22 protein-coding genes are annotated in these 25,844 nt (G+C 73.8%); 14 read left to right on the forward strand and 8 right to left on the reverse strand.

The genetic code is table 11. The features are described from left to right. Positions 1-212: 212 nt before the first annotated feature. The gene (locus tag J2S58_RS18295) at positions 213-1,001 is read left to right on the forward strand and encodes an HU family DNA-binding protein (protein ID WP_370881880.1); all 789 of its coding nucleotides are present in this window, start codon (positions 213-215) and stop codon (positions 999-1,001) included. A 235-nt stretch (positions 1,002-1,236) separates the two neighbouring features. Here J2S58_RS18295 and J2S58_RS18300 read toward each other — a convergent pair whose 3' ends face one another. Next, positions 1,237-2,202 (reverse strand): NUDIX hydrolase, encoded by a 966-nt coding sequence (locus tag J2S58_RS18300; RefSeq protein WP_306829199.1) that lies wholly within the window; start codon positions 2,200-2,202, stop codon positions 1,237-1,239. Next, a complete protein-coding gene (locus tag J2S58_RS18305; RefSeq protein ID WP_240188987.1) occupies positions 2,192-4,465 on the reverse strand; it encodes an RNA degradosome polyphosphate kinase in 2,274 nt (757 codons plus the stop codon). Before J2S58_RS18305 ends, J2S58_RS18300 begins: the two co-directional genes overlap by 11 nt. A gap of 266 nt (positions 4,466-4,731) precedes the next feature. On the opposite strand from J2S58_RS18305, the gene J2S58_RS18310 reads away from it, so the two are divergent. The 3 genes from J2S58_RS18310 to J2S58_RS18320 all read left to right on the forward strand — a co-directional run bounded on the left by J2S58_RS18310 (position 4,732) and on the right by J2S58_RS18320 (position 7,736). Further along, the gene (locus tag J2S58_RS18310; RefSeq protein ID WP_205257177.1) at positions 4,732-5,487 is read left to right on the forward strand and encodes a lysophospholipid acyltransferase family protein; all 756 of its coding nucleotides are present in this window, start codon (positions 4,732-4,734) and stop codon (positions 5,485-5,487) included. After that, the gene (locus J2S58_RS18315) at positions 5,484-6,527 is read left to right on the forward strand and encodes an NAD(P)H-dependent glycerol-3-phosphate dehydrogenase (RefSeq protein WP_306829203.1); all 1,044 of its coding nucleotides are present in this window, start codon (positions 5,484-5,486) and stop codon (positions 6,525-6,527) included. The genes J2S58_RS18310 and J2S58_RS18315 overlap by 4 nt, the downstream gene beginning before the upstream one ends. Positions 6,528-6,632: 105 nt before the next feature. Next, positions 6,633-7,736 (forward strand): D-alanine--D-alanine ligase family protein, encoded by a 1,104-nt coding sequence (locus J2S58_RS18320; RefSeq protein ID WP_205257178.1) that lies wholly within the window; start codon positions 6,633-6,635, stop codon positions 7,734-7,736. A gap of 63 nt (positions 7,737-7,799) precedes the next feature. Here the strand turns inward: J2S58_RS18320 and J2S58_RS18325 are convergent, their stop codons facing one another. Together J2S58_RS18325 and J2S58_RS18330 are read right to left on the reverse strand one after the other, a co-directional pair. Continuing rightward, on the reverse strand, positions 7,800-8,396 hold the full coding sequence (locus J2S58_RS18325; RefSeq protein WP_205257179.1) for a DUF3515 domain-containing protein: 597 nt from the start codon (positions 8,394-8,396) through the stop codon (positions 7,800-7,802). Positions 8,397-8,398: 2 nt separating this feature from the next. Next, a complete protein-coding gene (locus J2S58_RS18330) occupies positions 8,399-8,632 on the reverse strand; it encodes an Lrp/AsnC ligand binding domain-containing protein (RefSeq protein WP_205257180.1) in 234 nt (77 codons plus the stop codon). A gap of 173 nt (positions 8,633-8,805) precedes the next feature. Here J2S58_RS18330 and J2S58_RS18335 point away from each other — a divergent pair, with 173 nt between their 5' ends. The 3 genes from J2S58_RS18335 (at position 8,806) to J2S58_RS18345 (ending at position 12,025) form a co-directional block, all read left to right on the forward strand. Next, complete coding sequence (locus J2S58_RS18335) at positions 8,806-9,903, forward strand: thiamine-phosphate kinase (protein WP_205257181.1); 1,098 nt, start codon at positions 8,806-8,808, stop codon at positions 9,901-9,903. A 56-nt stretch (positions 9,904-9,959) separates the two neighbouring features. Further along, on the forward strand, positions 9,960-10,634 hold the full coding sequence (locus J2S58_RS18340; RefSeq protein WP_205257182.1) for a uracil-DNA glycosylase: 675 nt from the start codon (positions 9,960-9,962) through the stop codon (positions 10,632-10,634). Positions 10,635-10,801: 167 nt separating this feature from the next. Further along, on the forward strand, positions 10,802-12,025 hold the full coding sequence (locus tag J2S58_RS18345; protein ID WP_205257183.1) for an MFS transporter: 1,224 nt from the start codon (positions 10,802-10,804) through the stop codon (positions 12,023-12,025). A gap of 50 nt (positions 12,026-12,075) precedes the next feature. Here the strand turns inward: J2S58_RS18345 and J2S58_RS18350 are convergent, their stop codons facing one another. Next, a complete protein-coding gene (locus J2S58_RS18350) occupies positions 12,076-13,479 on the reverse strand; it encodes a nicotinate-nucleotide--dimethylbenzimidazole phosphoribosyltransferase (protein ID WP_205257184.1) in 1,404 nt (467 codons plus the stop codon). A 119-nt stretch (positions 13,480-13,598) separates the two neighbouring features. Here J2S58_RS18350 and J2S58_RS18355 point away from each other — a divergent pair, with 119 nt between their 5' ends. After that, complete coding sequence (locus J2S58_RS18355; RefSeq protein ID WP_205257185.1) at positions 13,599-13,802, forward strand: hypothetical protein; 204 nt, start codon at positions 13,599-13,601, stop codon at positions 13,800-13,802. A 47-nt stretch (positions 13,803-13,849) separates the two neighbouring features. Here J2S58_RS18355 and J2S58_RS18360 read toward each other — a convergent pair whose 3' ends face one another. After that, positions 13,850-16,549 carry a hypothetical protein gene (locus J2S58_RS18360; protein WP_205257186.1) on the reverse strand — a complete coding sequence of 900 codons (2,700 nt, stop codon included), beginning with the start codon at positions 16,547-16,549 and terminating at the stop codon, positions 13,850-13,852. A 335-nt stretch (positions 16,550-16,884) separates the two neighbouring features. On the opposite strand from J2S58_RS18360, the gene J2S58_RS18365 reads away from it, so the two are divergent. The 6 genes from J2S58_RS18365 to J2S58_RS18390 all read left to right on the forward strand — a co-directional run bounded on the left by J2S58_RS18365 (position 16,885) and on the right by J2S58_RS18390 (position 23,431). Next, on the forward strand, positions 16,885-19,572 hold the full coding sequence (locus J2S58_RS18365) for a valine--tRNA ligase (RefSeq protein WP_306829209.1): 2,688 nt from the start codon (positions 16,885-16,887) through the stop codon (positions 19,570-19,572). Then, positions 19,569-21,215 (forward strand): bifunctional folylpolyglutamate synthase/dihydrofolate synthase, encoded by a 1,647-nt coding sequence (locus J2S58_RS18370; protein WP_205257188.1) that lies wholly within the window; start codon positions 19,569-19,571, stop codon positions 21,213-21,215. The genes J2S58_RS18365 and J2S58_RS18370 overlap by 4 nt, the downstream gene beginning before the upstream one ends. Beyond that, complete coding sequence (locus J2S58_RS18375) at positions 21,212-21,631, forward strand: DUF4233 domain-containing protein (RefSeq protein WP_205257189.1); 420 nt, start codon at positions 21,212-21,214, stop codon at positions 21,629-21,631. The genes J2S58_RS18370 and J2S58_RS18375 overlap by 4 nt, the downstream gene beginning before the upstream one ends. Before the next feature lie 125 nt (positions 21,632-21,756). Beyond that, positions 21,757-22,167 (forward strand): nucleoside-diphosphate kinase, encoded by a 411-nt coding sequence (gene ndk / locus J2S58_RS18380; protein ID WP_205257190.1) that lies wholly within the window; start codon positions 21,757-21,759, stop codon positions 22,165-22,167. Continuing rightward, positions 22,164-22,775, forward strand: a complete 612-nt coding sequence (locus J2S58_RS18385) for a GNAT family N-acetyltransferase (protein ID WP_205257191.1) — start codon at positions 22,164-22,166, stop codon at positions 22,773-22,775. The genes ndk and J2S58_RS18385 overlap by 4 nt, the downstream gene beginning before the upstream one ends. Continuing rightward, entirely contained in the window at positions 22,772-23,431 is a 660-nt protein-coding gene (locus J2S58_RS18390) for a cyclase family protein (protein WP_205257192.1), read from the forward strand. Before J2S58_RS18385 ends, J2S58_RS18390 begins: the two co-directional genes overlap by 4 nt. A 37-nt stretch (positions 23,432-23,468) precedes the next feature. On the opposite strand, the gene dinB is transcribed toward J2S58_RS18390, so the two are convergent. After that, positions 23,469-24,674 carry a DNA polymerase IV gene (gene dinB / locus J2S58_RS18395; protein WP_205257193.1) on the reverse strand — a complete coding sequence of 402 codons (1,206 nt, stop codon included), beginning with the start codon at positions 24,672-24,674 and terminating at the stop codon, positions 23,469-23,471. A gap of 83 nt (positions 24,675-24,757) precedes the next feature. Next, the gene (locus J2S58_RS18400) at positions 24,758-25,630 is read right to left on the reverse strand and encodes an SDR family NAD(P)-dependent oxidoreductase (RefSeq protein WP_205257194.1); all 873 of its coding nucleotides are present in this window, start codon (positions 25,628-25,630) and stop codon (positions 24,758-24,760) included. Between the last annotated feature and the right edge of the window lie 214 nt (positions 25,631-25,844).

A 25,844-nucleotide genomic window follows, 5' to 3' on the forward strand; every position in this document is an offset into this window, starting at 1 on the left:
GGCGAGATCCGTTGGACGACAACGGTTCTCCCGACGGTCGGGGCGCGGTGGGCGGTGCCGCCGGTGCCGTCGGCAGATGTGTACAGCGCGTGAGACCCCTTGACAGGCACCCGATGTGTGGCGTGGCGGGCTGGATTTCCGCACGTCATGGGCCTACCGTGACGCCTCAGTCGGCCCATCCCTTCGTCCCGGGCCGGAATTCCTGGGAGGGCATCGTGAACAAGACCGACCTGATCAACCAGCTGGCCGAACGGCTGGACGGCGACAAGAAGGCGGCGCAGGCCGCTGTCGAGGGCATCATCGATCTGGTGCAGCGCGAGGTGCACAAGGGGTCCAGTGTCTCGATCTCCGGCTTCGGCGTGTTCGAGAAGCGCGCCCGCGCCGCCCGTACCGCCCGCAACCCGCGCACCGGTGACGCCGTCAAGGTCAAGAAGACCACGGTGCCCGCCTTCCGGCCCGGCAAGTACTTCAAGGACGTCATCGCCGGGACCGTGAAGCTGCCCAAGCCGACCGGTAAGCCGACCACCGCCCGCGCCGCTGCCGCGCTGGCCAAGTCCGGACCGGCCCGCACGACGACCACCCGCGCCCCGCGTGCGGCGGCCGCCACCGCGACTGCGACCGCCCCGGCGACCCGGGCGGCGACCACCCGCACCCGCGCCGCGGCGGCCAAGACCGCGGCCACAACTGCCGCCGAGCCGGCGAAGACCACCACCCGGGCCCCCCGCGCGACCGCGGCCAAGACCGCTGCCGCCAAGCCGGCTGCGGCGAGGACGACCGCGGCGAAGGCTCCGGCCAAGACCGCTGCCGCCAAGGCACCGGCTGCGGCGAAGACGACCGCGGCGAAGGCTCCGGCCAAGACCGCTGCCGCCAAGGCACCGGCTGCGGCGAAGACGACCGCGGCGAAGGCTCCGGCCAAGACCGCTGCCGCCAAGGCACCGGCTGCGGCGAAGACGACCGCGGCGAAGGCTCCGGCCCGCCGCACCGCCGCCAAGGCCAAGTGACGGCGAGCCGGTCGATCTGACCGTCCGGCCGGTACCTCGGCCGGACGGCCTCGACGGCCACCCTGGTCTCCAGGTGCCCCGGTGACCAGATGCCCCGGCGGTGGGTACCGACAGGCGACAGGCCCCGGACCGGGATGGTCCGGGGCCTGTCGTGCGTCCGGGCAACGGACCGTCCGACGATGCCGGAGGGGGTCTGGAGGGCGGTCGGGCGCGTGGCGGTGATCCGCCGGGACGGTCAGAGAGCCGGCGCGGGGTACGGGTCGGCCTGGACGAGTCGGCGACCGTCGAACGACAGCAACCAGTACGCGGCCTTGGGGGTGCTGACGCCGGCGATCGGCACGTCGGACCGGGCGGCCAGCGACCGCAGGACGCCGGGGATCACCCCGCCCTGACTGCAGACGACGAGCGTGCCCCCCCGGTGCCCGTCGTCCGGGCCACCCGGGCCGTCCGGTGCGCCGGTCTCGTGTGCGAGCTCGCTGATCCGCCGACGGGCCGCGGCCGGATGATCGCGGTAGGCGTCCTCGGCCAGCGCGGGCTCGGGCAGGACCGGCACGCCGAGGCGGTCGGCCAGCGGAGCCACGGTGGCGCGGCAGCGCTCCACCGGCGCGGTGTGCACGCGGGCGGGCAGGAACGGCGCCAGCTCGGTCACCAGCGCCTCGGCCTGGCGGGTACCGCGACCGTCCAGCGGCCGGTCGGTGTCGTCCCCGTCCCAGGACTCGCGGTGACCGGCCCGGGCGTGCCGGACCAGCAGGACACCCGTCAGTTCGCACGGCTGCACCTCGAAGGTGGCGACCACCGCCCGGTCGTAGTCGTAGCTCAGTCGGGCCGCGGCCGCGCGCAGGGGCACCCACTCCAACCGGTCCACCTCGCGGTTGGCCACGAACTCGCCGCCCACCGCCTCGGCGGCGAAGTACTGGACGGTCTTCTCCCGGCCGGTGACCCGGTAGGAGACGGTGGTCAGCGCACGACCGATCCGACAGTGGAACCCGGTCTCCTCCAGCACCTCCCGGGCCGCGGTGACCGGAGCGGTCTCCCCGGGATCGGCCTTGCCCTTGGGCAGCGACCAGTCGTCGTAGCGGGGGCGGTGCACCAGGCCCAGCCGGATGCCGTGCTCGGCCGAACGCCGCCAGAGCACCGCCCCGGCCGCCCGGATCGGGGGAGCGCCGGCCGATCGACCCGAGCCGCCGCGCTCACTGGCCACGGGGCAGGCCGCGGCGCAGCAGCTCGTCCTGCATGTCCTTGCCCGGGCCGTCCAACGGCATCCGCGTCCAGCCGTCCGGGCCGAGCTCCCAGCGACGGATGTCGGTGCGGGCCATGGCGGTGAACAGGGCGGACAACCGTTCGGTGGCGGCCCTGTCCGTCACCTGCACGAGCGCCTCCACCCGGCGATCCAGGTTGCGGTGCATCATGTCCGCGCTGCCGATCCAGTACTCCTCGCCCTGGCCGCCGCCGCCGAAGTAGAAGATCCGCGAGTGCTCCAGGAAGCGGCCGACGATGGACCGCACGGTGATGTTCTCGCTCAGGCCCGGCACCCCGGCGCGCAGCGCACAGATCCCGCGCACCGTCACGTCCACCTGCACACCGGCCTGGGAGGCCCGGTACAGGGCGTCGATGACGCCCTCGTCGACGATGGAGTTCATCTTGAGCCGCACCACCCCGCCGCGACCGGCCTGCTGGTGCTCGATCTCCCGGTGGATGCGCCGGACGATGCCGCTGCGCACCGAGTGCGGGGCGACCAGCAGATTGCGGTAGTCGGTCTGCCGCGAGTAGCCCGTCAGGACGTTGAACAGATCGGTCAGGTCGGCGCCGATGGCCGGGTCCGCGGTGAGCAGGCCCAGGTCCTCGTAGATGCGGGCGGTCTTGGGGTTGTAGTTGCCGGTGCCGACATGGCAGTAGCGGCGCAGGGTGTTGCCCTCCTGCCGGACCACCAGTGCCACCTTGCAGTGGGTCTTGAGGCCGACCAGGCCGTAGACGACGTGCACCCCGGCCCGCTCCAGGGCCTTGGCCCAGGAGATGTTGGCCTGCTCGTCGAACCGGGCCTTGATCTCGACCAGGGCGACGACCTGCTTGTTGGCCGCGGCCGCGGAGATCAGCGCATCCACGATGGGCGAGTCACCCGAGGTCCGGTAGAGCGTCTGCTTGATGGCCAGCACGTGCGGGTCGGCCGCGGCCTGCTCGATGAACCGCTGGGCGGTCGTGGCGAACGACTCGTAGGGGTGGTGCAGCAGCACGTCCCCCTCGCGCAGCGTGGCGAAGATGCTCTTGGGCTTCTCGCCCTCGGCGAAGGCCGGGTTGGTGGCCGGGACGAACGGCGCGTCCTTGAGGTTCGGTCGGTCCAGCCCGTAGAGCTGCCACAGGCTGGACAGGTCGAGCAGCCCGGGCACCTCGACCGCGTCCTGCGGGTCGACGTCCAGCTCGGTGAGCAGCAGGTCCTGGATGCGCTCGCTGGTGCTGTCGGTGACCTCCAGGCGGACGGGCGGCCCGAAGCGGCGGCGGGCGAGCTCCCGCTCGAGGGCCTGCAGCAGGTCCTCGTCCCGGTCCTCCTCGACGTCCAGATCGGCGTTGCGGGTGACCCGGAAGACCTGGTGCTCGACGACCTCCATGCCGGGGAACAGCTCGGCGAGGTGGGCGGCGATGAGGTCCTCCAGGGGGAGGAAGTCGACGGTCTCGGCCCCGCGCCGGACCCGGATGAACCGGTCGACGTTGTTCGGCACCTTGAGGCGGGCGAAGCGCTCGGACCCGGACTCCGGGTCCCGCACGATGATCGCCATGTTCAGGCTCAGGCCCGAGATGTACGGGAACGGATGCGCCGGGTCGACCGCGAGAGGGGTGAGCACCGGGAAGATCTGGCCGACGAAGTACTCGGCCAGCCGCTCCTTGTCCTTCGGGTCGATCGAGTTCCACCGCACGATCCGGATGCCCTCCGCCGCGAGCGCGGGCATGACGTCGTCGGTGAAGCACCGGCCCTGGCGTTCCACCAGCTCCTGGGTGCGGGCGGCGATGAGGCTCAGCTGCTCCGAGGCCGTCAGCCCGTCGACACTGGTGACCGACAGGCCCATCTCCCGGCGGCGCTTCAGCCCGGCCACCCGGACCATGTAGAACTCGTCCAGGTTCGAGGCGAAGATGGCCAGGAACTTGGCCCGTTCCAGCAGCGGCTGGTCCCGGTCCTCGGCCAGCGCCAGCACCCGGGCGTTGAAGTCCAGCCAGCTGAGCTCGCGGTTGGAGAACCGGTCGCCGGGCAGCGCGGGCAGCTCGGCCGCGGCGACGTCTAGGTCCTCGTGCGCGGGGTCGTGGAACGGTTCCACCGCCGATGCCTCCGGCGCCGTCGAGGCGCCGCCGGCGGCCAGCGCGCCGATCTTCGCGGCCGCGGCCCGGGGGGCCGCGCGTCGGGGCGGGGGAGTCGTGCGGGCAGGCTTCGCGGCAGTCACGTGCGCATTGTCGCGTGCCGACGCCCGCGGTGTCATGCCCGCAGGTGAACCGGGGGTGAACCGGAGGGGACGATCACCGCCGGGGCTCTCCGGCGGACCCGCCCGTCGGGTGTCCCGGTCGCCGGCCGACCCGCTCCGGCCTGCGCCGGATGCCGCGGGGCCGGGGGCTTAGGGTGGTCGGACGGCCGGGCGGACCACTCCGCCCCCGTGCAGCCCTGCGGCGGCGCGGCCCGTCTCCGCCGGGAACGGTGCGCCGCGACCGCGTCCCGTCCTGTTCCCGTCCCACCCGAGAGGAGCCGACCGTGGCCCGCAGTCCGGTCCATGAGCCCGGCGGTGCCTGGGTGAGGATCTGCGAGATCGTGATGTTCCCGATGGCCGGGCTGCTGGCCCGCCGGGACTACCGGGGGACCGAGAAACTCGTGCGCGGCGGCCCGATGCTCGTCGTCGGCAACCACATCTCGCACCTGGACCCGGTCTTCGACGCCACGATGATCCGCCGGGCCGGGCGCCTGCCGCACATCCTGGCCAAGGCCTCGTTGTGGAAGCTGCCCGTGGTCGGCAATGTCATGCGTGGCACGCAGCAGATCCCGGTGGACCGCGGCGGCGGCGCCGGCCAGGCCAGTCTGACCGCGGCCACCCGGTCGCTGGCCGACGGCCAGGTCCTGCTGATCTATCCCGAGGGCACCATCACCCGCGACCCGGACCGGTGGCCGATGCGCCCGCGACCGGGAGTCGCCGCCCTCGCCCTGTCCGGGGACTTCCCGGTCGTGCCCATCGCCCATTGGGGCACGCATCAGGTCTACGACTCCTACGCCCCGACGCGGAAGTTCCGTCCCTGGCCCCGCAAGACGGTGACCATCGCGATCGGTGACCCGGTGGACCTCGACGACCTCCGCGCCCGGCCGCACGACGCACGCTCCATCCGCGACGCCTCCCTGCGGATCATGACCGCGGTGCGGGAACTGCTCGAGGAGGTACGGCAGGAGGAGGCCCCGAGCGCCTTCTACGACCCCAAGAAGGCCGGTCGGCCCCCGGCCGGCCCGGTGGCGCGCGGGTGAGTCCCGCAGCGGCCGCCGACGGGTTGTTCCCCGACTCCGTCCCCCAGCGCATCGCCGTCCTCGGCGCCGGCTCGTGGGGGACCACCTTCGCGAAGGTGCTGGCCGATGCCGGCCGGGACGTCGTGCTGTGGGCACGCCGTGAATCGGTCGCCGAGTCGATCCGGGACCGCCGGGAGAACGAGCAGTACCTGCCCGGTGTGCTGCTCCCCGCGGGCGTCGAGGCCGACACCGACTTCGACCGCGCCCTGGACGGGGCCGACGCCGTCGCCCTCGCCGTCCCCAGCCAGTCGCTCCGGGAGAACATGGGGGTCTTCCGCGACTCGCTACCGCCGGACGTCCCGCTCATCTCCCTGGCCAAGGGGGTCGAGATCGGGACGGGGCTGCGGATGAGCGAGGTGATCGCGAGGGTCGGGCATCTCGACCCCGCCCGCATCGTGGTCCTCAGCGGGCCGAACCTGGCCGTGGAGATCGCCGCCGGGCGGCCGACCGCGACCGCGCTGGCGTGCACCGACCACGACCGGGCGGTGGCCGTCCAGCACGCCTGCGCCACCCCGTACTTCCGGCCGTTCACCATCACCGATGTCGTCGGGGCCGAGATCGCCGGCACCGGCAAGAACGTCATCGCGCTGGCCTGCGGCATCTCCGACGGGCTCGGGTTGGGGCTCAACACCACCGCCTCCCTCATCACCCGCGGATTGCACGAGGTGACCCGGCTGGGGGAGGCGCTGGGGGCGGTGCCGGCGACGTTCGCCGGGTTGTCCGGCCTGGGGGACCTGGTGGCGACCTGCTCGTCCCCGCTGTCGCGCAACCGCACCCTGGGACGGCGGCTGGCCGAGGGGCTCGGCCTGGACGCCGCGCTGGCCGCCGGTGGCGGTCAGGTCGCCGAAGGGGTGGTCAGTTGTCGATCGGTCCGGGATCTCGCGCACCGGCACCGCGTCGACATGCCGATCACCGAGGCTGTGTACCGGGTCTGCTACCAGCACCTCCCGCCCACGGCGATGATCGACTTCATGATGGACCAGCCGCACTCGCCGGAATGATCGTCGGCGGTGACCCGCACCCGCCCGGTGACCCTGGGTGAGCGACGAGCGTGACATCGGTGCGGTTGGCCCTGTCGGGGCACGGTGCCCTCTAGGGTTCCGACCATGAGTTCCCAGCGCATCCGGGTGGCCGTCCTGTTCGGCGGCCGCAGCGGTGAGCACCCGGTGTCCTGCATCTCGGCGGCCGGTGTGCTGTCCCACCTGGACCCCGCGGTGTTCGACGTGTCGGCCATCGGGATCACCCCGGACGGGGCCTGGGTCCGGGTCGATCCCGCGGCGGCCATCGCCGCGGCGGAGACTCCGTTGCCGCAGATCACCACGGGTGTGTCCGTCGTGCTGTCGCCGGACCCGACCTCCGCGGTGATCACCCCGGCCGGCGAAGGTCCCGGGTCGTCCGGGGTGGACCTCTCCGCCGCGCTGGACGTGGACGTGGTCTTCCCGGTCCTGCACGGTCCGTGGGGTGAGGACGGCACCGTCCAGGGACTGCTCGAGCTGGCCGGCGTGCCCTACGTCGGGAACGGCGTGCTCGCCTCCGCGGCGGGCATGGACAAGGAGTTCACCAAGAAGCTGCTCGCCGCGGAGGGTCTCGCCGTCGGTGACTACGTGGTGCTGCGCCGCGGCCGGGACACCGTGGCGCAGGCCGACCGGGCCCGGCTCGGGCTGCCGGTGTTCGTCAAGCCCGCCCGCGCCGGTTCCTCCCTGGGAGTGAGCCGGGTCGACGACTGGGCCGAGCTCGACGCAGCCATCGCCGAGGCCCGGGCCATCGATCCGAAGGTGCTGGTCGAGGCGGCCCGGATCGGTCGCGAGATCGAGTGCGGCGTCCTGGAGTTCCCGGACGGACGGGTCGAGGCGTCGCCCACCGCCGAGATCGGCATGCCCGCCGGGCACGAGTTCTACGACTTCCAGGCCAAGTACGTCGACGACGTGGCCACGTTCTCCATCCCCGCCGAGCTGCCCGACGTGGTGACCAAGCAGATCCAGGACATGGCTCTGCGGGCCTTCACGGCGCTGGACGCGCAGGGGCTGGCCCGGGTCGACTTCTTCGTGACCGACGGCGATCAGGTGGTCATCAACGAGGTGAACACCCTGCCGGGCTTCACGCCCATCTCGATGTTCCCGCGGATGTGGGCGGCCGCCGGTGTCGGCTACGCCGAGCTGGTCGAACTGCTCATCCGTACCGCGCTGGCCCGGGGCACCGGGTTGCGCTGAGCCCGCCGGGCACGGCCCGCTGCGGGCGAGCTCGGCCGTACCGGGGCTCGCACGGGGTGGCGATCAGCCCTCGGTGGGGACCAGCACCCCGTCGCGGCAGATGTCCCGGGCCGGCAGGGTGGCGGCGACGATGTCCGAGATCTCCTGCAGGGAGCCCGATCCCGACTGCTCGGTCAGGGTCAGGGCGATCCGCACGGAACGGTCCACGGCCAGGAAGGTGGTCTGCCCCCCACTGCTGAGCGGCAGCCAGGCCACCCCGTTCACCTGCTGCAGAGCCGCGCTGCAGGTGAGCTCGGCGGGGTCGGGCAGGCCGCACCGGAACACCACGGGCGGCTGCCCCCAGGCCTCCGCGGACTCGGGTGGGTCCTTGAGGGTCCGCCGGGGCAGGCCGGCGAGGGTGTCCGGCAGGGCCTGGACGACCGAGAGGCAGGACGCGGACCCGGAGTCCGGGGACTCGACGGGCAGCAGCGCCAGCGGTGCGTCCGCCCCGGGGTCGGGAGCGGACCGGACCACCGAGGCCAGCACGAGCAGCACCACGACGGCGAGGATGGGCAGCGCGATCGCGGCGGCCAGGCGCCACCGGGGTGGGCCGGTGGGCTCGTCGGGGACGGGCGGTCCGCCGGGCCCGGGGGAGGGCGCGACCGCTGCGGGATCGACCACCGTCAGAGGTGGACCACCGGGCAGGTCAGCGTGCGCGTGATGCCCTTGACGTTCTGCACGCGGGCCACCACCAGCTTGCCCAGCTCGTCGACGGTGTGCGCCTCGGCGCGGACGATGACGTCGTAGGGGCCGGTGACGTCCTCAGCGCTGGTGACGCCCTCGAGTTCGGCGATGGCCGCGGCGACGGCGGCGGCCTGGCCGACCTCCGTCTGGATGAGGATGAATGCCTGCACCACGGTGTGCCCCTTTCGACGTGACAGCGGACGCGAGCTTAACCGTCCGGACGGGGCGGGGAGCACCGCTGTCCGGTCGTCCCCCGCCCGTGCTCCTCGTGCTCCGGCCACTCCTGCCCGCGGTCATCCTGCCCATCCCGACCTGGCCCGACCGCCGCCGGCGGGGGTGGGGCAGGATGGCCGTGCCCCCGTACGGCCCGACGGACGCCGCCGCGCCGGCGGCCCCGCCCGACCGATCCGCCCGTCCCCGCCGGCCCAGCAGAAGAGGTTCCGCCATCAGCACCCCCGCCCGCCCGTCCGCCGGCCGACCCGAGCCCGAGGCCGGGACCCTGGCCGCCACCGGCGAGTTCGCCGTCATCGCCGCCGTGGTCGCCGGCTCCGCGCAGGTGCCCACCACGCTGCTCGGGCCGGGGGACGACGGCGCCGTGGTCTCCGCCGCCGACGGTCGGGTGGTGGCCAGCGTCGACGTGCTCGTCGACGGGGTGCACTTCCGGACCGACTGGGCCAGTGCCGAGCAGATCGGCCGACGTGCCGCGTTGGCCTCGATGGCCGACATCGCCGCCATGGGCGCGGTTCCCACCGCGCTGCTGGTCGGGGTGTGCGCGCCGCCGACCCTGGCGACGGCCTGGATCGCCGAGGTCGGCCGTGGACTGCAGGCCGCCGCCGCGGAGGCCGGGGCCGCGGTGGTCGGCGGCGATCTGACCCGTTCGGACGTCCTCACCCTCTCGGTCACCGTTCTGGGCGACCTGGCCGGTCGGCCCCCGGTGGTCCGGTCCGGCGCCGGGGTGGGCGACGTGGTGGCCGTGGCCGGTCGGCTGGGCTGGGCCGCCGCCGGCCTGGCCGTGCTCTCCCGCGGGTTCCGGTCGCCGGTCGCCGCGGTGTCGGCCTATCGGGTCCCGGAGCCCCCGCTGGCCGCCGGACCGCAGGCCGCGCTGGCCGGAGCCACCTCCATGATCGACATCTCGGACGGCCTGCTCGCCGATCTCGGCCATGTGGCGCGCGCGTCCGGGGTGGGGATCGACCTGCACGCGGCCGACCTGCCCGTCACACCGCGTCTGGTCGAGGTGGCGTCCGCACTCGGCCGCACCTGGCAGGAGTGGGTGCTGACCGGCGGCGACGACCACGCCCTGGTCGCCACCTTCCCGGCCGGGGTGCCGCTGCCCGACGGGTGGACCGCCATCGGCTCCGTGGGCCCGACGCCGGAGCAGGGTCCGGCCGTCACCCTGGACGGTGTCGGCTGGGAGTCCGCGGCCGGGTGGGACCACTTCGGCTGACCCCGTACGGCCACCCGTCGGCCCGAGACCGTCCACCGGGCGGGTAGTTTCGCGGCATGCCTGTGCCGCTGCGCGACCAGATCGATCCCGGCTGGGCCGAGGCCCTGGCCCCGGTCGCCGACCGCATCACCGCCATGGGCGACTTCCTGCGCGCGGAGGTGGCCGCGGGGCGGTCCTACCTGCCCGCCGGGGAGAACGTCCTGCGGGCGTTCCGGGCGCCGATGGACCGGGTCCGGGTGCTCATCGTCGGCCAGGACCCGTACCCCACCCCCGGACACCCGATCGGGTTGTCCTTCGCGGTCGACGCCCACGTGCGGCCGTTGCCCCGGTCGCTGCGGAACATCTACACCGAGCTGGCCAGTGATCGGGGGATCACCCCGCCGGCCCACGGCGACCTGTCGGGGTGGACGGACTCCGGCGTGCTGCTCCTCAACCGGGTGCTCACCGTCGCCCCCGGCGCCCCCGCGTCGCACCGCGGCAAGGGGTGGGAGGCGGTGACCGGCGCCGCCATCGACGCGCTGGTCGCCCGGGGAGGCCCGCTCGTCGCGATCCTGTGGGGCAAGGACGCCCAGGGACTGACCAAGGCGCTCGGCGACGTCCCGATCGTCGCGTCCGTGCACCCGTCCCCGCTCTCGGCCGACCGCGGCTTCTTCGGGTCCCGTCCGTTCTCCCGCGCGAACGAGCTGCTGGTGGCCCAGGGCGGCGAGCCGGTGGACTGGTCGCTCACGTGACCGGTGGTCCGGCGGCGGGTGTCGACGCCCGCCGCGACGGCCACGTCCACGGACACGGCCGTTGCGACGTTCCGGTCGGGACCGCCGCCCCCACCCGCCCGCATCCGGTGACACCCCGCCCGCACCCAGTGACCGGACGGCCGGTCCCGCGATGACCGGACGCTGACGTGGCCGGGTTCGGGGGTGCCGACCCGGCGTCCCGGCGGTTGACCCAGGCCCTGTTCTGCGGCGGGGTCGCGACGTTCTCCGAGCTGTACGCGGTGCAGGCCGTCCTCCCCGCCGTGGCCGCCCAGTTCCGCCTGTCCGTCGCGCAGGCCTCCCTGTCGGTGTCGGTCGCCACCGGGGCGTTGGCCCTCTCGGTGCTGCCGTGGGCGGCGGTGGCCGACCGCATCGGCCGGGGCCGCGCGATGCGCATCTCGGTGGTGACCGCGGCCGTCTGCGGGGTGCTCGTCCCGTTCAGCCCGTCGTTCACCGTCCTGCTGCTGCTGCGGGCGATCTCCGGGCTGGCGCTGGGGGCCGTCCCCGCCCTGGCCATGGCCCACCTGGTCGAGCAGACCGCGGCCCGCCGGGTCGCCGCCGTGGCCGGGGTCTACGTCGCCGGCACCACCATCGGCGGGCTGATCGGACGGGTGCTCGCCGGAGTGGTGGCCGGCGGGCTGGGCTGGCGGTGGGGGCTGGCCGTGGTCGGCGTCCTGGTGGCAGCGGCCGCCGCGGCCATGGTGGTGCTGATGCCCCGGTCGGGCCGGCCGCGGGAGCCCCTGGGGCGATCCGTCCCACCCACCGGGTCGCCACCCTCCGGTCGCATCCGTGCCGCACTGCGCGACGACACCGCGTGGGTCTTCTACCTGCAGGCGTTCCTGCTGATGGGCGCCTTCGTCACGCTCTACAACCTGCTGGGGTTCCGGCTCGTCCGGGCCCCCTACGATCTGCCGCCCGCCGTGGTGAGCCTGCTGTTCCTGAGCTACCTCACCGGCACGGTCGGCTCGTCGGTGGTGGGTCGGCTGGTCGCGCGGACCGGCCGGCGACGGCTGCTGGTCGCCGCCGGTGCCGGGATGGCGGCCGGGGCGCTGGTCATGCTGGCCACGCCGCTGGCACTGGTGGTCGCCGGTCTGCTGCTGGCCACGTTCTGCTTCTTCGTGGCCCACGCGGTCGCCTCGTCCTGGGCCGGCCAGCAGGTCCCGCACGCCCGTTCCCAGGCATCCGCGCTGTACTCGCTGGCCTACTACGCCGGATCGAGCGCGGTCGGTTTGCTCGGCGGGTGGATCTTCGCCCGGTCGGGCTGGGCCGCCGCGGTGCTGCTGATCGCCGGTTGTGCGGGCACGGCCGCCGCCCTGGCCGCGTGGCGGGCCCCCCGCGATCCGGTTCCGCGCTCGGTCAGCACCCTGCGCTGACCGACGGCCAACACGCCCGCTCCGTGTTCCCGCTGCCCGTCCGGACGCACTCAGAGCAGATCGGCATCCCAGCTGCGGATGGAGCCGGACGTCCGGGAGGCAGGATGCTCGGGGATTGCGTCGACGGCCGCGGCCGCGGCCCGCAGGGCGGGGACCAGCAGCAGGGCGCCCGTCCCGATGCCGCCGGTGATGCCCCACTCGACCATCGGTTCCCGGCCGAGCAGCTCCAGCAACCGGCCGTGGCCGCGTTCCGGCGCGAGGGAGGTGGCCAGGAAGTAGGCATCCGCCCCCGGGGCGAGGCGGTGGGCGAGCACCGCGCACACGGTGCTCGTGACGTCGTGGACCAGGACGGGGACACGGCGGACCGCCGCCTGCGCGAGCAGGCCGGTGAGGAAGGCGAGATCGGCGCCGCCGGCCGTGCGCAGCATGGTCAGCACATCGGTTCCGGCGGTGTGCAGGCGGAACAGGGCATCGCGGACCGCGGCGGTCTTGGCGATCCACCCCGCGTCGTCGATCCCCGAACCACGGGTGGTGGTGTCCACCGGTTCCATCCCGGTGATCGCGGCGACCAGCGTGGCCGTGCAGGTGCTGACCCCGACCCCGCAGGTTGCTCCGATGAGCATGTCCGCCCCGGCGTCGATCTCGGCGTCGGCCACGGCTCGCCCGGCCTGCACGGCGTCGGCGGCCTGCTCCACGGTGAGGGCGTCGTGCGTGTCGATGCGCCCGGAACCGCGTCGGCCCAGGGCGGTCTCGTCCAGCTCACCGGCGGGGCCGTCGGCCAGCAGGCCCACGTCCAGCACCCGCACCCCGACCTGGGTGGCAGCCGCGAGGGCGGCGACGGCCCCGGCCCCGCGGGCGAGATCGACGGCCCGGCGGCGGCTCTCCCGCATGTCGTACGCCGACACCGCCAGCGCGGCGGCGATGCCGTGGTCCGCCGCCGCGACGATCAGACGGACCCGACGGGGCCCGAGCGGTGGGACGGCCGAACCCCGGGCGGCGGCGAGGGCGTCGACCAGCGGGCCGAGCACGCCGAGGGCGTTGACCCCCAGGCCCTCCCGGCGCCGGGTCACCTCAGCGGCAGCCGCGGCGTCCAGCGGCGGCACGTCGGCCAGGTCGTTGGAGGCCGGCCGCGGGGTCTGCCGGGTCGGGTCGTCCCGCTGGGTGTCGTCCTCGGCCTGGGGTTGCTCGGCCTGGGGTCGCTCGGTCGGGATCTGCTGGGCCTGAGCCTGCTCGGTCGGGATCTGCTCGGCCTGAGCCTGTTCGGCCTGAGCCTGCTCGTCCGGAGTCTGCTCGGTCGGCACCTGCTCGGCCGGAGTCCGCTCGACCGGAGACTCCTCGGTCGGGGGCGTGGCCACCGGGATGCCGTCGTCCGTCCGGGCGGGGTCCATCGGCGACAAACCGGGCGGCACCGGCCCGGTGGGTCCGGCAGGAGCGGCGCTCGTCTCTGACGGCATGACCGCCCACCTCCGAAGTCCGTGCGCCACACCGGGGGCTGGTCCGCCCGGGCCGCGCGGCCTCACGCTACCGTCGCCCCGCCCCCGGATCGCCGGGGCGGGAGCGGCGGGGGACAGTGGTGGCATTCCTGTGGCGGTACGTGGACGAGGCCGGTGTGGTGGCCGACGGTCCCGCGGTGACCTTCCCGTCCCAGGAATCGGCCGAGGACTGGCTCGACGAGCAGGAGTCGGCGCTGCTCGACGACGGGGTCAGCGCGGTCATCCTCTTCGACGAGCAGCAGGCACTGTCCGGCCCGCTGCCGCTCGGCGCCGATCGCGCCTGAGTTCCCGTCGCCGCAGCGGATCGACGTGCGGCGACGGGTCGGCCCGGTCAGTTGACCGTGACGTCCCTGCACCCCAACTGAGTGTTCCCGACTCCGCCGCCGGTGGTGATGGCGTAGGCGCAGACGGTGTGCTTCCCCCGCCCGGTGAGGGGGATCGTGGCGAGATACCCGTGGGCGGTGCCGAAACCGAACCCGGCGAGATCGGCCCGGTTCCCCCCGGCGACGAAGCCGGGGTAGCCGCGGGTCCCCGACGGGCCCTGGTCGTAGACGTGGATCTCCGCCGGCTCGCCGGGCCGGTTGGGGTTGATGGCCCACCCGCCGGCGGTCGCGGTGCTCCCGTTCACGGCGACGACGTCCAGGGACCCGAAGTCGTTCCGCACGGTCACCGACCGGCAGCCCAGGGGCGGGTTGTTCCGCGGGGCGTTGACGTTGATGGCGAACGCGCACACCTGGTTCACGCCCTCGCCCATCGCCGGCACCGAGCCCTGCCAGCCCGAGCGGGGACCGGCGAAGGGTACGACTCGGGCGACGTCGTCCCGCGGCTGTCCGGTGCGCAACGCGGTTCCCCGGGTACCGGCCGGGCCGCTCACGTAGACGTGGACGTCCTCCGCGGCGGCGGGGGCATCGGGGTCGGCGGCCCAGCCGGCCACCGACAGCAGGCCTACCCGGTCGCTGGCCGCGCCGTCGACCGAACCGTCGGGCCCCGGGACGTCGACGTCGCGGCAGCCCAGCAGGGTGTTGTCCCCGCTGCCCACGTTGATCCCGAACACGCAGACCTGATGTCGGCCCGCGCCGGGCAACCGGAAGGCGTTGGCGTAGGCGTGCCGGCCGCCCGCTCCCGGATAGGCGGCGGCGATGTCGCTGCGGTCACCGTCGGCGGTGAGCCGGACCCCGACGCGGGAGCCGTCCGGCCGGGTGTCGTACACGTCGACGGACAGGGAGCGGGCCGGGTCGTCCTGATCCAGCGTCCAGCCGGCGACGGTGTAGGTCGTCCCGGCCAGGGAAGCGATGTCGAGCGACCCGACGGGGTTGCGGGCGGGCGGGGCCGCGCCGGCCCCACCGGACCCGACCACGAGCACGCCGCCGGCGTAGGCGCTGGTCGAGGTGGCGCCGCGGGTGATGGTCAGGCAGAGCCAGTAGCGGCCCGCGGGAACGCCCGCGGTGTTCCACGACGTGGTGTTGACCCCCTGCGCGACGGGGCTGCCACCGGTCACCGTGACGCCGTTGCACCCGGAACGGTCGGTGTCGGCGACGATGCGCGCGGTTCCTCCCGGCCGGAACGCGTTGTCCTGCCAGGTGATCGGGAATGTCCCCGTGGTCGCGAAGTCCGAGCGCAACTGCACGTCGTCGACCCACCAGCGGCGGGTGCCGGGGTCCTCGTTGGGATCCCACCGGAAGGCGGAGGCGGGGGCGGCGGAGGCGAAGGAGTAGTTGTTCGGGGTGTCCGGCTCCAGCAGCACGTTGTCCGCTGCGCCCAGATCGACCGAGACGGTGCGGGTCCCGGAGTAGGTGAGGATGTCGTCCGTCGAGCCGGGGTTGGCGGAGCCCGGCCGGGCCCAGACCACCCGGGCCATGCTCCCGCCGCCGGGGTTGCCGCTGAGATCAAAACCGCCGTCGTACCCGGAGGTGACGGTCAGGTTGCGGTAGACCCGGGAGTCCAGGCCCCGTCCGGTGGGGAAGAGGACGTAGGGGTCGCCCGGCCCCCGGGTGTTCGTCGCGGAGAGTCGGCCGCCGGCGTAGGAGACGGCGGTGGCGTTGCCGATCGCAGCCACGTCGTCGGGACCGTTCATGTCCCAGGGGTTGCCGAGCACGTCGGTCGCGAAGTCCCTGTCGCCGACGGCGTTCGGGGTGAGGACGGCGGGCAGGGGGGCGTCGAGGTAGACCACCGTCCACTGGGTGGAGCGGGAGGTGCGCACGCCGATGCGGTAGCTCCCGGCCGGGAGGACGGACAGGTCGACGGTGCCCGACCGCGCCGACGACGTGGTCAGTACACCCCAGCCGGGTCGGTCGCCGGTGTTGTTGTCCGAGGAGGGGTCCGCGTCCCACAGGATGTCGGCCGACCCGCCGTCCGGGTTGGTCCAGTTCTGCTCGGCGCCCGAGCCGGGCTCGACCACCCGGAACCAGTCCAGGGCGATCTCCGCGCCGCCGGCGCCGGGCGAGGCGGCCAGGCGCAGCCCGGTCAGGGATCCCCGCCAGGCCACCGGCCACCCGGAGAAGACCGAGGCGCCCGGCGACAGCTGATAGGTGTGCCAACCGGCCCGGAGGGCGAAGGGCAGGCCGCCGCCGCAGGTGTTGCTCACCCCGCCACCGGGACAGGCGAACCAGAACAGCCCGGCCGAGACGTCCCGGTCCGCGTAGGCGCTGAAGGAGACCGTGCGGTACCGGTCGGCGTTCAGCTGGTTCTGCGGCGCGGCCCCGTCCCGGCCGAGCAGGACCGAGCCGCCGTACCCGGGCCAGAGGGGGGAGAGGTAGCCCGCTTCCCCGACGCGTCCGCGGACCACGCCGTCCTGCATGCGCAGGTTGCTCATGCTCCCGGCGGGACCGGGGTCCAGCAGCATGTCGTCGGAGTTCGAGTAGTCCATCGGGTCACCCAGGACGTCGGTCGCGTAGTCGTGGCCGGCCGATCCGGGGGCGGCCGCCACGGCGGCGACCGTGGCGGCCGGCGGCGGGGTGGCGGACACCGGGGTGGCCGTCGAGGCCAGCACGGTCAGGGCGACCAGCAGACCGACGGCGGGGCGGACGGGCATGGAGCCTCCTGGAGGACAGCGGTCGCGGCCGGGGTCAGCATGCGGGGGCGCCGCCGGCCACGGGAGTGCTCTGACGGGAAGGTCACGTCCAGGACCGGACAAATGCACTATCCGTCATCAATATCCACCCGACGGTAATGACCCGGCGTGCTGCGGGACCGGCCCGCCGCGCATTTCATCCCCGTGGCCGGCAGGTGCACCCACCCGGGACGGCGGCGCCCGCCGACGGACAGCGCGGCGTGACCCCCGTGGCAGCGGGGGCGGGGCATTCGGGGGTCGCGAGGTCGGTCCGGGACGGTCCGGGCCGTTCGGGCCCCCCGCCTAGACTTCATCCCGTGACGACACCACCCGAGGACCAGGATCGACCGAGCCGCGCCCTGCCGGCCCAGTACGACCCGGCGGCGGTGGAGGTAGCCCTCTACCAGCAGTGGCGGGAGGCCGGCTACTTCGCCGCCGACCCCGCCCGGGTCCTGTCCGGCGAGCGCCAGCCCTTCTCGATCGTGCTTCCCCCACCCAACGTCACCGGCAACCTGCACGTCGGCCATGCGCTCGACCACACCCTGATGGACGTCCTCGCCCGCTGGCACCGGATGTCCGGCGACGAGGTGCTCTGGCTGCCCGGCATGGACCACGCCGGCATCGCCACGCAGGCCGTGGTCGAGAAGCAGTTGGCCGCCGACGGGAAGACCCGGCACGACCTGGGCCGCGAGGCGTTCGTCCAGCGGGTCTGGGACTGGAAGGCCGAGTCCGGCGGGGCGATCCTCGGGCAGATGGCCCGGCTCGGTGACTCGGTCGACTGGGACCGCGAGCGGTTCACCCTGGACGAGGGTCTGTCCGCCGCGGTGCAGACGATCTTCAAGAAGCTGTACGACGACGGGCTGATCTACCAGGCCGAACGGATCATCAACTGGTCGCCGGTCGGCCGCACCGCCCTGTCCGACATCGAGGTGGACCACTTCGAGGTCGACGGCGAGCTCGTGTCCATCCGGTACGGCGGCAGCGGCCCGGACGACCCGGAGATCGTGGTGGCCACCACCCGGGTGGAGACCATGCTCGGCGACACCGCCATCGCCGTGCACCCGGACGACGAGCGCTATGCGCACCTGGTCGGCAGCACCGTCGTCCTGCCCCTGGTCGACCGGCGCATCCCGATCGTCGGCGACGCGCACGTCGACCCGGCGTTCGGCACCGGCGCGGTCAAGGTCACCCCGGCGCACGACCCCAACGACTTCGAGATCGGCCGCCGGCACGACCTCCCGATGATCTCGATCTTCACCGTGGACGCCCGCGTCGAGGGCACCGGGACCCGGTTCGACGGGATGGACCGGTTCGACGCCCGTCGCGAGGTCCGCGAGGAGCTCCGCGCGCAGGGTCGGATCGTGGCCGAGAAGCGGCCCTATCGGCACTCGGTCGGGCACTCCTCGCGCACCGACGAGCCCATCGAGCCGCGCCTGTCCACGCAGTGGTTCGTCAAGGTCGCCCCGCTGGCCCAGGCCGCCGCGGATGCCGTCCGGGAGGGTCGGACGGACATCTCGCCGCCCGAGCTGGCCGCCCGGTACTTCGACTGGGTCGACAACATGCACGACTGGACGATCAGCCGCCAGCTCTGGTGGGGCCACCGGATCCCGGTCTGGTACGGGCCGGACGGCGAGGTGCGCTGTGTGGGGCCGGACGAGGAACCGCCCGGTGACGGCTGGACGCAGGACCCGGACGTGCTGGACACCTGGTTCTCCTCCGGGCTGTGGCCGTTCTCCACCATGGGCTGGCCCGGGCGCACCGACACCCTGAAGGCCTTCTACCCGACGTCGGTCCTGGTCACGGGATACGACATCCTGTTCTTCTGGGTGGCCCGGATGATGATGTTCGGCACCTACGCGTTCGCGGGGGAGCTCGAGAACGCGGTGCCGTTCCGCACCGTCGCCCTGCACGGCCTGGTCCGTGACCAGTTCGGCAAGAAGATGTCGAAGTCCAAGGGCAATGTGGTCGACCCGCTGGCCTGGATCGAGCTGTACGGCGCCGACGCGCTGCGGCTGACCCTGGCCCGCGGCGCCAACCCCGGCGCCGATCAGGCCATCGCGGAGGAGTGGGTCAAGGGTTCCCGCAACTTCTGCACCAAGCTGTTCAACGCCACCCGGTTCGCCCAGGCCAACGGGGCCGTGGTGACCGGGACGCCGTGCCGGGCCGAGGATCTCGGGCCGGCCGACCGGTGGATCCTGGGCCGGCTGGACGCGGTCGTCGAGCAGACCGGCGCGCTGCTGGCCGAGTTCCAGTTCGGCAAGGCGGCCGAGGCGCTCTACCACTTCGCCTGGGACGAGGTCTGCGACTGGTACCTCGAGCTGTCCAAGGTCGCCCTGCAGACCGGCACCCCGGAGCAGGCCCGGGCCACCCGGGAGGCGCTCGGCGAGGTGCTGGACACCCTCCTGCGGCTGCTGCACCCGTTCACCCCGTTCGTCACCGAGACGCTGTGGACCGCGCTCACCGGCGGGGAGTCCCTGGTGATCGCCGCCTGGCCGCAGGTCTCGCCGCGCGGTCAGGAGCCCGCCGCCGACCGCTGGGTGCAGGACGTGCAGGGAGTGACCACCGAGGTGCGCCGACTCAAGGCCGACCAGAAGATCCTGCCCACCAAGCCGGTGCCCGCGGCGCCGTGGGCGGTCGATCCGAGCCGGCGGTGGGACGGCGAGCTGCAGGCCGCGGTGCGCTTCCTGACCCGGTTGACCGATCCCGAGGACGGATACGTCGCCACCATCGCCGTCCCCGTCCGCACCTCGTCCGGGACCGTGACGGTCGAACTGGACACCTCCGGCGTGATCGACGTGGCCGCCGAGATCGCCCGGGCGACCAAGGATCTGCAGGCCGCGGAGAAGGAGGTCGCCGAGGCGGAGCGCAAGCTGGGCAACGAGAACTTCGTCCAGCGGGCCAAGCCGGAGGCGGTCGAGAAGATCCGGCAGCGGCTGGCGCAGGCGCAGGACGACGTGACCCGGCTGACCGCACGGTTGGCCGAACTGGGCGGGGGAGCGGCATGACGGTGATCGGCGACGGACCCCCCGGGGCCCCGGATGACGACCGCGACAGGGACGGCCGGGATGGTGACGACCAAGCCGAGCGGGACACCTCCGAGCAGGTCGCCCGTCGTCGCCGGGCCGCCGAGGACGCGGCGGACGGCACCGCGGACATCGTCCCGGGTGACGACCTGATCGGCGCCCCGCACGTGGGTGACACCAGCATCCCGGACGATCTCGTGCGCGAGGTCTCCGGGGACGACATCGCCGCGGCGACCGCCGATCTCGACGACGACGCACCCCTGGTGCCGGACTCCCCGCCGCTGACCCTGTCGGTGGTGGAGAGCCTGCTGGACCGGCGTCGCAACGAGGTGCAGATCTCGCCGACGCTGACCCGGATCACCGCCCTGCTCGACCTGATCGGCAATCCCCAGCAGGCCTACCCGGTGGTGCAGGTCGCCGGCACCAACGGCAAGACCTCCACGGTGCGGATGGTCGACGCCCTGCTGACCTCGTTCGGGCTGCGCACCGGCCGGTTCACCTCCCCGCACCTGCAGCTGGTCACCGAGCGCATCGCGCTGGACGGCGCCCCGATCGACCCCGACACCTACGTCGCGGCGTACGACGACCTGGCCCCGTACATCGATCTCGTGGACGCGGCGAGCGAGCGGGACGGCGGGGCCCCGCTGAGCAAGTTCGAGGTGCTGACGGCGATGGCCTACGCCGCGTTCGCCGACGCCCCGGTCGACGTCGCGGTCATCGAGACCGGCCTGGGTGGGACGTGGGACTCGACCACCGTGGCCGACGCCCGGATCGCCGCGATCACCCCCATCGGCATCGACCACGTCGAGTTCCTGGGTGACACGCTCGCCGAGATCGCGGGCAACAAGGCCGGCATCGTCAAGAAGGACGCGACGGCGATCATCGGCCCGCAGGAGCCGGCCGCGATGGAGGTGCTCATCCGGCGGGCCATCGAGGTCGACGCCACCGTCGCCCGGTACGGCAGCGAGTTCAGCGTGCTGGACCGGGCCGTGGCCGTCGGTGGGCAGAAGCTCACGTTGCAGGGTCTGAGCGGTGTCTACGAGGACGTGTTCCTGCCGCTGTCCGGCGAGCACCAGGCGGTCAACGCCAGTGTCGCGCTGGCCTGCGTCGAGGCCTTCTTCGGCGCCGGCGCCGGGACCCAGCTGGATCTGGGCGTGGTCCAGGACGCGTTCGCGTCCGTGTCCACCCCGGGTCGCCTCGAACGGGTCCGGACCTCGCCGACGATCCTGGTCGACGCGGCGCACAACCCGCACGGTGCGGCCGCTCTCGCGGCCGCCCTGGCCGCCGAGTTCTCCTTCGCCCGCCTCGTCGGCGTCATCGCCGTGATGGGCGACAAGGACGTGCGGGCGCTGCTCGAGGCGCTGGTCGACACCTTCGACGAGGTCGTCGTCACGGTGAACTCCTCGCCCCGGTCGATGCCGCTGGAGGACCTGCACGACCTGGCCGTCGACGTGTTCGGCGAGGAGCGGGTGCACACCGCGGCCCGGATGGACGAGGCCATCGGGCTGGCCGTGGACCTCACCGAGGACGGTGCCGACGACATGTCCGGCACCGGTGTGGTCGTCACCGGCTCGGTGGTCTCCGCGGGGGACGCCCGCACGCTGACCGGGTTGTCGCCGTCATGACCGCCGCCGCTGAACCCGCCGGCGACGAGACCCCCCGCCGCAGACCGGCCGATCCCGAACGCGGTCTGCGCGGCATCATCTCGGCCACGCTCTTCCTCGAGGCCATCGTCATCCTGCTGGCCATCCCGGTGGCGGTGAACACCGGCAACGAGGTGGGCCCCCTCGGGGTCGTGCTGATCTGCGTCCTGGCCGTCCTGCACATCGGGGCGTGCGCGGTGGTGTCCCGCCCCTGGGTGTTCACGATGATCTTCGTGCTGCAGGCCCTGGTCATCGCCGGGTGGGCGCTGTCCGGCTCGCTCGGGGTGATGGGTGTGGTGTTCGCCCTGGTGTGGGGGCTGATCCTCTGGTTCCGCACCGAGTTCCGGCGCCGGCAGGCCGCCGGTACGCTGCCCTCGCAGCAGCCCCCGCCCGACTGAACCCCGGAAGCCGTTCCCGCGGAACGGTTTCCGCCGCGGACCGCCCGTTCGGTGCGCAGCAGGACGGGTGTGCGCCGCACATCCGGGAACGCGGCCCGACCGGGCCGCCGAGCAAGGAGATCGCCGTGGCAGAACGCACGCTCGTCCTCGTCAAGCCCGACGCCGTCGGGCGCTCGTTGATCGGGGAGGTGCTGGTCCGCATCGAGCGCAAGGGCCTGCGGGTCGTCGCCCTTGAGATGCGCACCGCCACCACCGAGGTCGCCGCCCAGCACTACGCCGAGCACCAGGGCAAGCCGTTCTACGACGGGCTGCTGCAGTTCATCACCTCCGCGCCGCTCGTCGCCGCCGTGGTCGAGGGGCCGCGGGCCATCACCGCTTTCCGGCAGCTGGCCGGCGGCACCGATCCGGTCGAGAAGGCCGCCACCGGTTCCATCCGCGGCGACTTCGGCCTGGAGACCCAGCTCAACCTGGTGCACGGGTCGGATTCGCCGGAGTCCGCGGCCCGGGAGATCGCTCTGTGGTTCCCCTCCCTGTGACCGAACCCGCGCCGGTGTCGCTGGGCGCACCGCAGGACGGCGACGCCCCGGGTGTGGTGCTCAGCCGGGTCGGTCCCGGCAGTCCGCTCGCGTCCGACAGCGCCTTCGGAGTCGCCGTGGTGACGTTGTGGCACCGGGTCTCCGCCGCCGGCGGCGCCGTCGGCTTCCCGGTGCAGGTCACCCGGGCCGAGGTGGCCGCCCGGGTCGCCGGGGTCGTCGACGACATCCGGATGGGGCGGCTGATCGCCGTCGCCGCGACGGTCAAGCGCCGGCTGGTCGGTCTGGTCGTCCTGCGGCCGGGCACCGGGATCGTCGCGCACACCGGATGGATCCGTTCGCTGATGGTCGACCCGGACGAGCAGGGCCGGGGCACCGGGGTGCGGTTGATGGAGGCGGTCATCGCCCTGGCCCGCGAGCGGGGACTGGAGCTCGTCGACCTCTCCGTGCGCGACGGGCAGGGGCTGGAGTCGTTCTACCGTCGGTTCGGGTTCACCGAGTGGGGTCGCCGGCCGGGCTGGCTCCGGCCCGCCCCCGGCGACGACCGCGACGAGATCTTCCTGATCCTGCGCCTGGCCGACGCCCCCGAGTCCCCGGCGGCGCAGCGATGACGGGCCGACGCGTGGTCGATCTCGCGCACCCGGTCGTCGAGGGGATGATCACCTACCCCGGCATCCCGGGGCCCGCGCTGGGTTCGCACCTGTCGTTCGCCGACTCCCGCGCGATCTACGCGCCGGGCACCGAGTTCTCCATCGGCACCATCGCGATGGCGGCGAACACCGGGACCTACCTGGACACCCCGGCCCACCGGTACGACGGGGGTGACGACCTGTCGGTGGTCCCGCTGGCCCGGATGGTCGACCTGGACGGGCTGGTCGTCCGGGCGCACGGTGTGCCGTCCGTCGGTCCCGAGGTGCTGGACGGTCTGGACGTGCGCGGCCGGGCCGTGCTGGTCGACACCGGGCACAGCCGCCACTGGGGCACCGAGGCGTACGCCGTCGATCACCCCAGTCTGTCCACGGCCCTGGCCGAGAGACTGGTGGCGCTGGGTGCGACGCTCGTGGGCATCGACTCGCTGAACATCGACGCGACCCGGGGCGGGGAGCGGCCCGTGCACTCGGCGCTCCTGGCCGCGGGCATCCCGGTGGTGGAACACCTGCGGGGTCTGGGGGACCTGCCGGACGCCGGTTTCCGGTTCTCCGCGGCTCCCCCCGCCGTGGTGGGCATGGCCACCTTCACGGTGCGGGCGTTCGCGGTGGTGGGCTGACCGACCGACGCGTGCGGTCGCCGTCGGATCCGCGCCGTCAGTCGGGCAGCAGCGGCATCTCCACCGCCGCCCGACCGACCAGGGCGGCCCGGGTGAGCGATGCGCCGCCGAACCGCTTGCGGACGACGTCCATCGCCGTGTCCAGAGCCGTGCCGTCGGCCTGGTCGAACGGGAGGGCGAGCTGGGTCTCGCCGTCGGAGTCCAGGTTGCCGACGGACACCCCGATCAGGGTCAGCCCACGGTCCAGGATCATCGGCCCGGCCTCGACCAGCAGTCGGCGAGCGGCACCGAGCACGGTGTCGGTGTGGTCGGTGGCCCGGTCCAGGGTGTGCGAGCGGGTCGCGCGGGTGTAGTCGGCGAACCGGAACCGCAGCGTCACCGTGCGACCGGCCCGCTCGGCCGTCCGCATGCGTCGGGTCACCCGGTCGACCAGACCGGCCAGGGTCGCCTCGATCTCGGCCAGGTCCGTCCGGCGCCGGCCCAGGGCGCACTGGGCCCCCATCGACCGACGACGCCGCCCGACCTGGACCGGCCGGGGATCGTGGTTGTGGGCCAGCGCGTGCAGGTGGCGACCTGATCCCGGACTGAGCAGGGCGACCAGGGCCGCCTCGCCGACCGCCGCGACATCGCCCACGGTGCGCAGCCCGCACCCGTGGAGTCGGGCCGTGGTCACCGCGCCGACCCCCCACAGCCGCTGCACGGCCAGCGGGTGCAGGAACTCCAGCTCGCCGTCCGGCGGGACGACGAGCAGTCCGTCCGGCTTGGCCACCCCGCTGGCCACCTTGGCCAGGAACTTCGTCCGGGCCACCCCGACGGTGATGGCCAGGCCCACCCGCTCCTGCACCGCGCGGCGCAACCGGGCGGCGATCTCCGGCGGGCTGCCGGAGACCCGACGCAGGCCGCCGACGTCCAGGAACGCCTCGTCGATGGAGATGCCCTCCACCAGTGGAGTGGTGTCGTGGAAGACCGTGAAGACGTCCCGGCTGGCCTGCGTGTAGGCCTCGAACCGGGGTGGCACCACGATGGCCTCCGGACACGCGCGCCGGGCCGCCGATCCCGCCATCGCCGTCCGCACGCCGCGCGCCTTCGCCTCGTAGCTGGCGGCGAGCACCACCCCGCCGCCCACGATCACCGGTCGGCCGCGCAGGCCCGGATCGTCCCGCTGCTCGACGGAGGCGAAGAACGCGTCCAGATCCGCGTGCAGGATGCTGGCCCCGCGGGCAGTGGCGACGGACACGAACACATGTTCGCATACCCGTTCGTGAACGGCCAGGACGGAGCCGGCCGGGGCGGGGTGCGATCAGGGGCAGGGTGGAGTCGGATCGGTCAGTCGGCGGTCAGCCACCCCCGGGTGGCGCCCAGGACCCGGTCGCCGTCCAGATCGGCCAGCGACAGGCCGGCGAACGCGCGCGCCGCCGTCCCGGTCTGCCAGCGGAAGCGGGGTGTGGTCGTGGTGGACGCCTCGACCACCACGGCGGCCGCGTCCTCGGGTGCCTGGGCGGCGGCGAACGCCGCGGCCGACCGGCTCAGGTAGGCGGCGAGCAGCGGGTGGTAGTCCGCCGGCAGGTCGGCGGGCATGGGCGATGCGTCCGTGGGGCCGGCGCCGGGCAGACCGACCGCGTTGGCGACGAAGTCACTGGCCACCGCGGCCGGTTCCACCACGCTGACCGTGATGCCGAACCGGGCCACCACGGGGGCCAGGGACTGCATCAGGCCCTCGACGGCGAACTTCGCCCCGCAGTACGCGTCCGCGAAGGGCTGCCCGACCACGCCTCCGACGCTGGTCACCGTGACGATCCGGCCCGACCCGCGCCGGCGCATCCCCGGCAGGACCAGCCGGGTCAGGGCGGCGACCGCCAGGTAGTTGACGTCCAGTTGGTCCCGCAGGTCAGCGGTGCTCAGCTGCTCCAGGGTGGCCACCGACCCGCGTCCGGCGTTGTTGACCAGCACGTCGATGCCCCCGTGGTCGGCCTCGATCGCCTGGACGAGCTCGGCGGCGCCGTGCTCGTCGGTGACGTCCAGCGCTCGGACGTCCAGCCGGTCGGCGGCCGGCCCGGCCAGGCGGCGCACCGTGTCGGCGCGGGTGGTGTCGCGGACGGTGGCCACCACCCGGGCGCCCGAGCGGGCGAACTGTGCGGCGGCGTGGGCGCCGATACCGCTGGAGGTGCCGGTCACCAGCACCACGGGTCCGTCGGTCATCTGTCCTCCTGGTCCACGGGGGCGTGGGTCGGTTCCCGCCCCGCCCGGAATGATCCACACCGGCGGTCGTTGCCCGGTGTGGGACGGACCGTGTGGGATACTGAGCACGGTCCGTCATCGGTCTCACCGATGTGGACCCGGCAGGGTCGGGCTCCCGACCGGGCTGATCAGGTGCGTGTGACACCGGGTCGGCTGGGGTGGGTCGCGTCGATCG

Source organism: Nakamurella flavida, from assembly GCF_030811475.1.
GTDB lineage: Bacteria > Actinomycetota > Actinomycetes > Mycobacteriales > Nakamurellaceae > Nakamurella > Nakamurella flavida.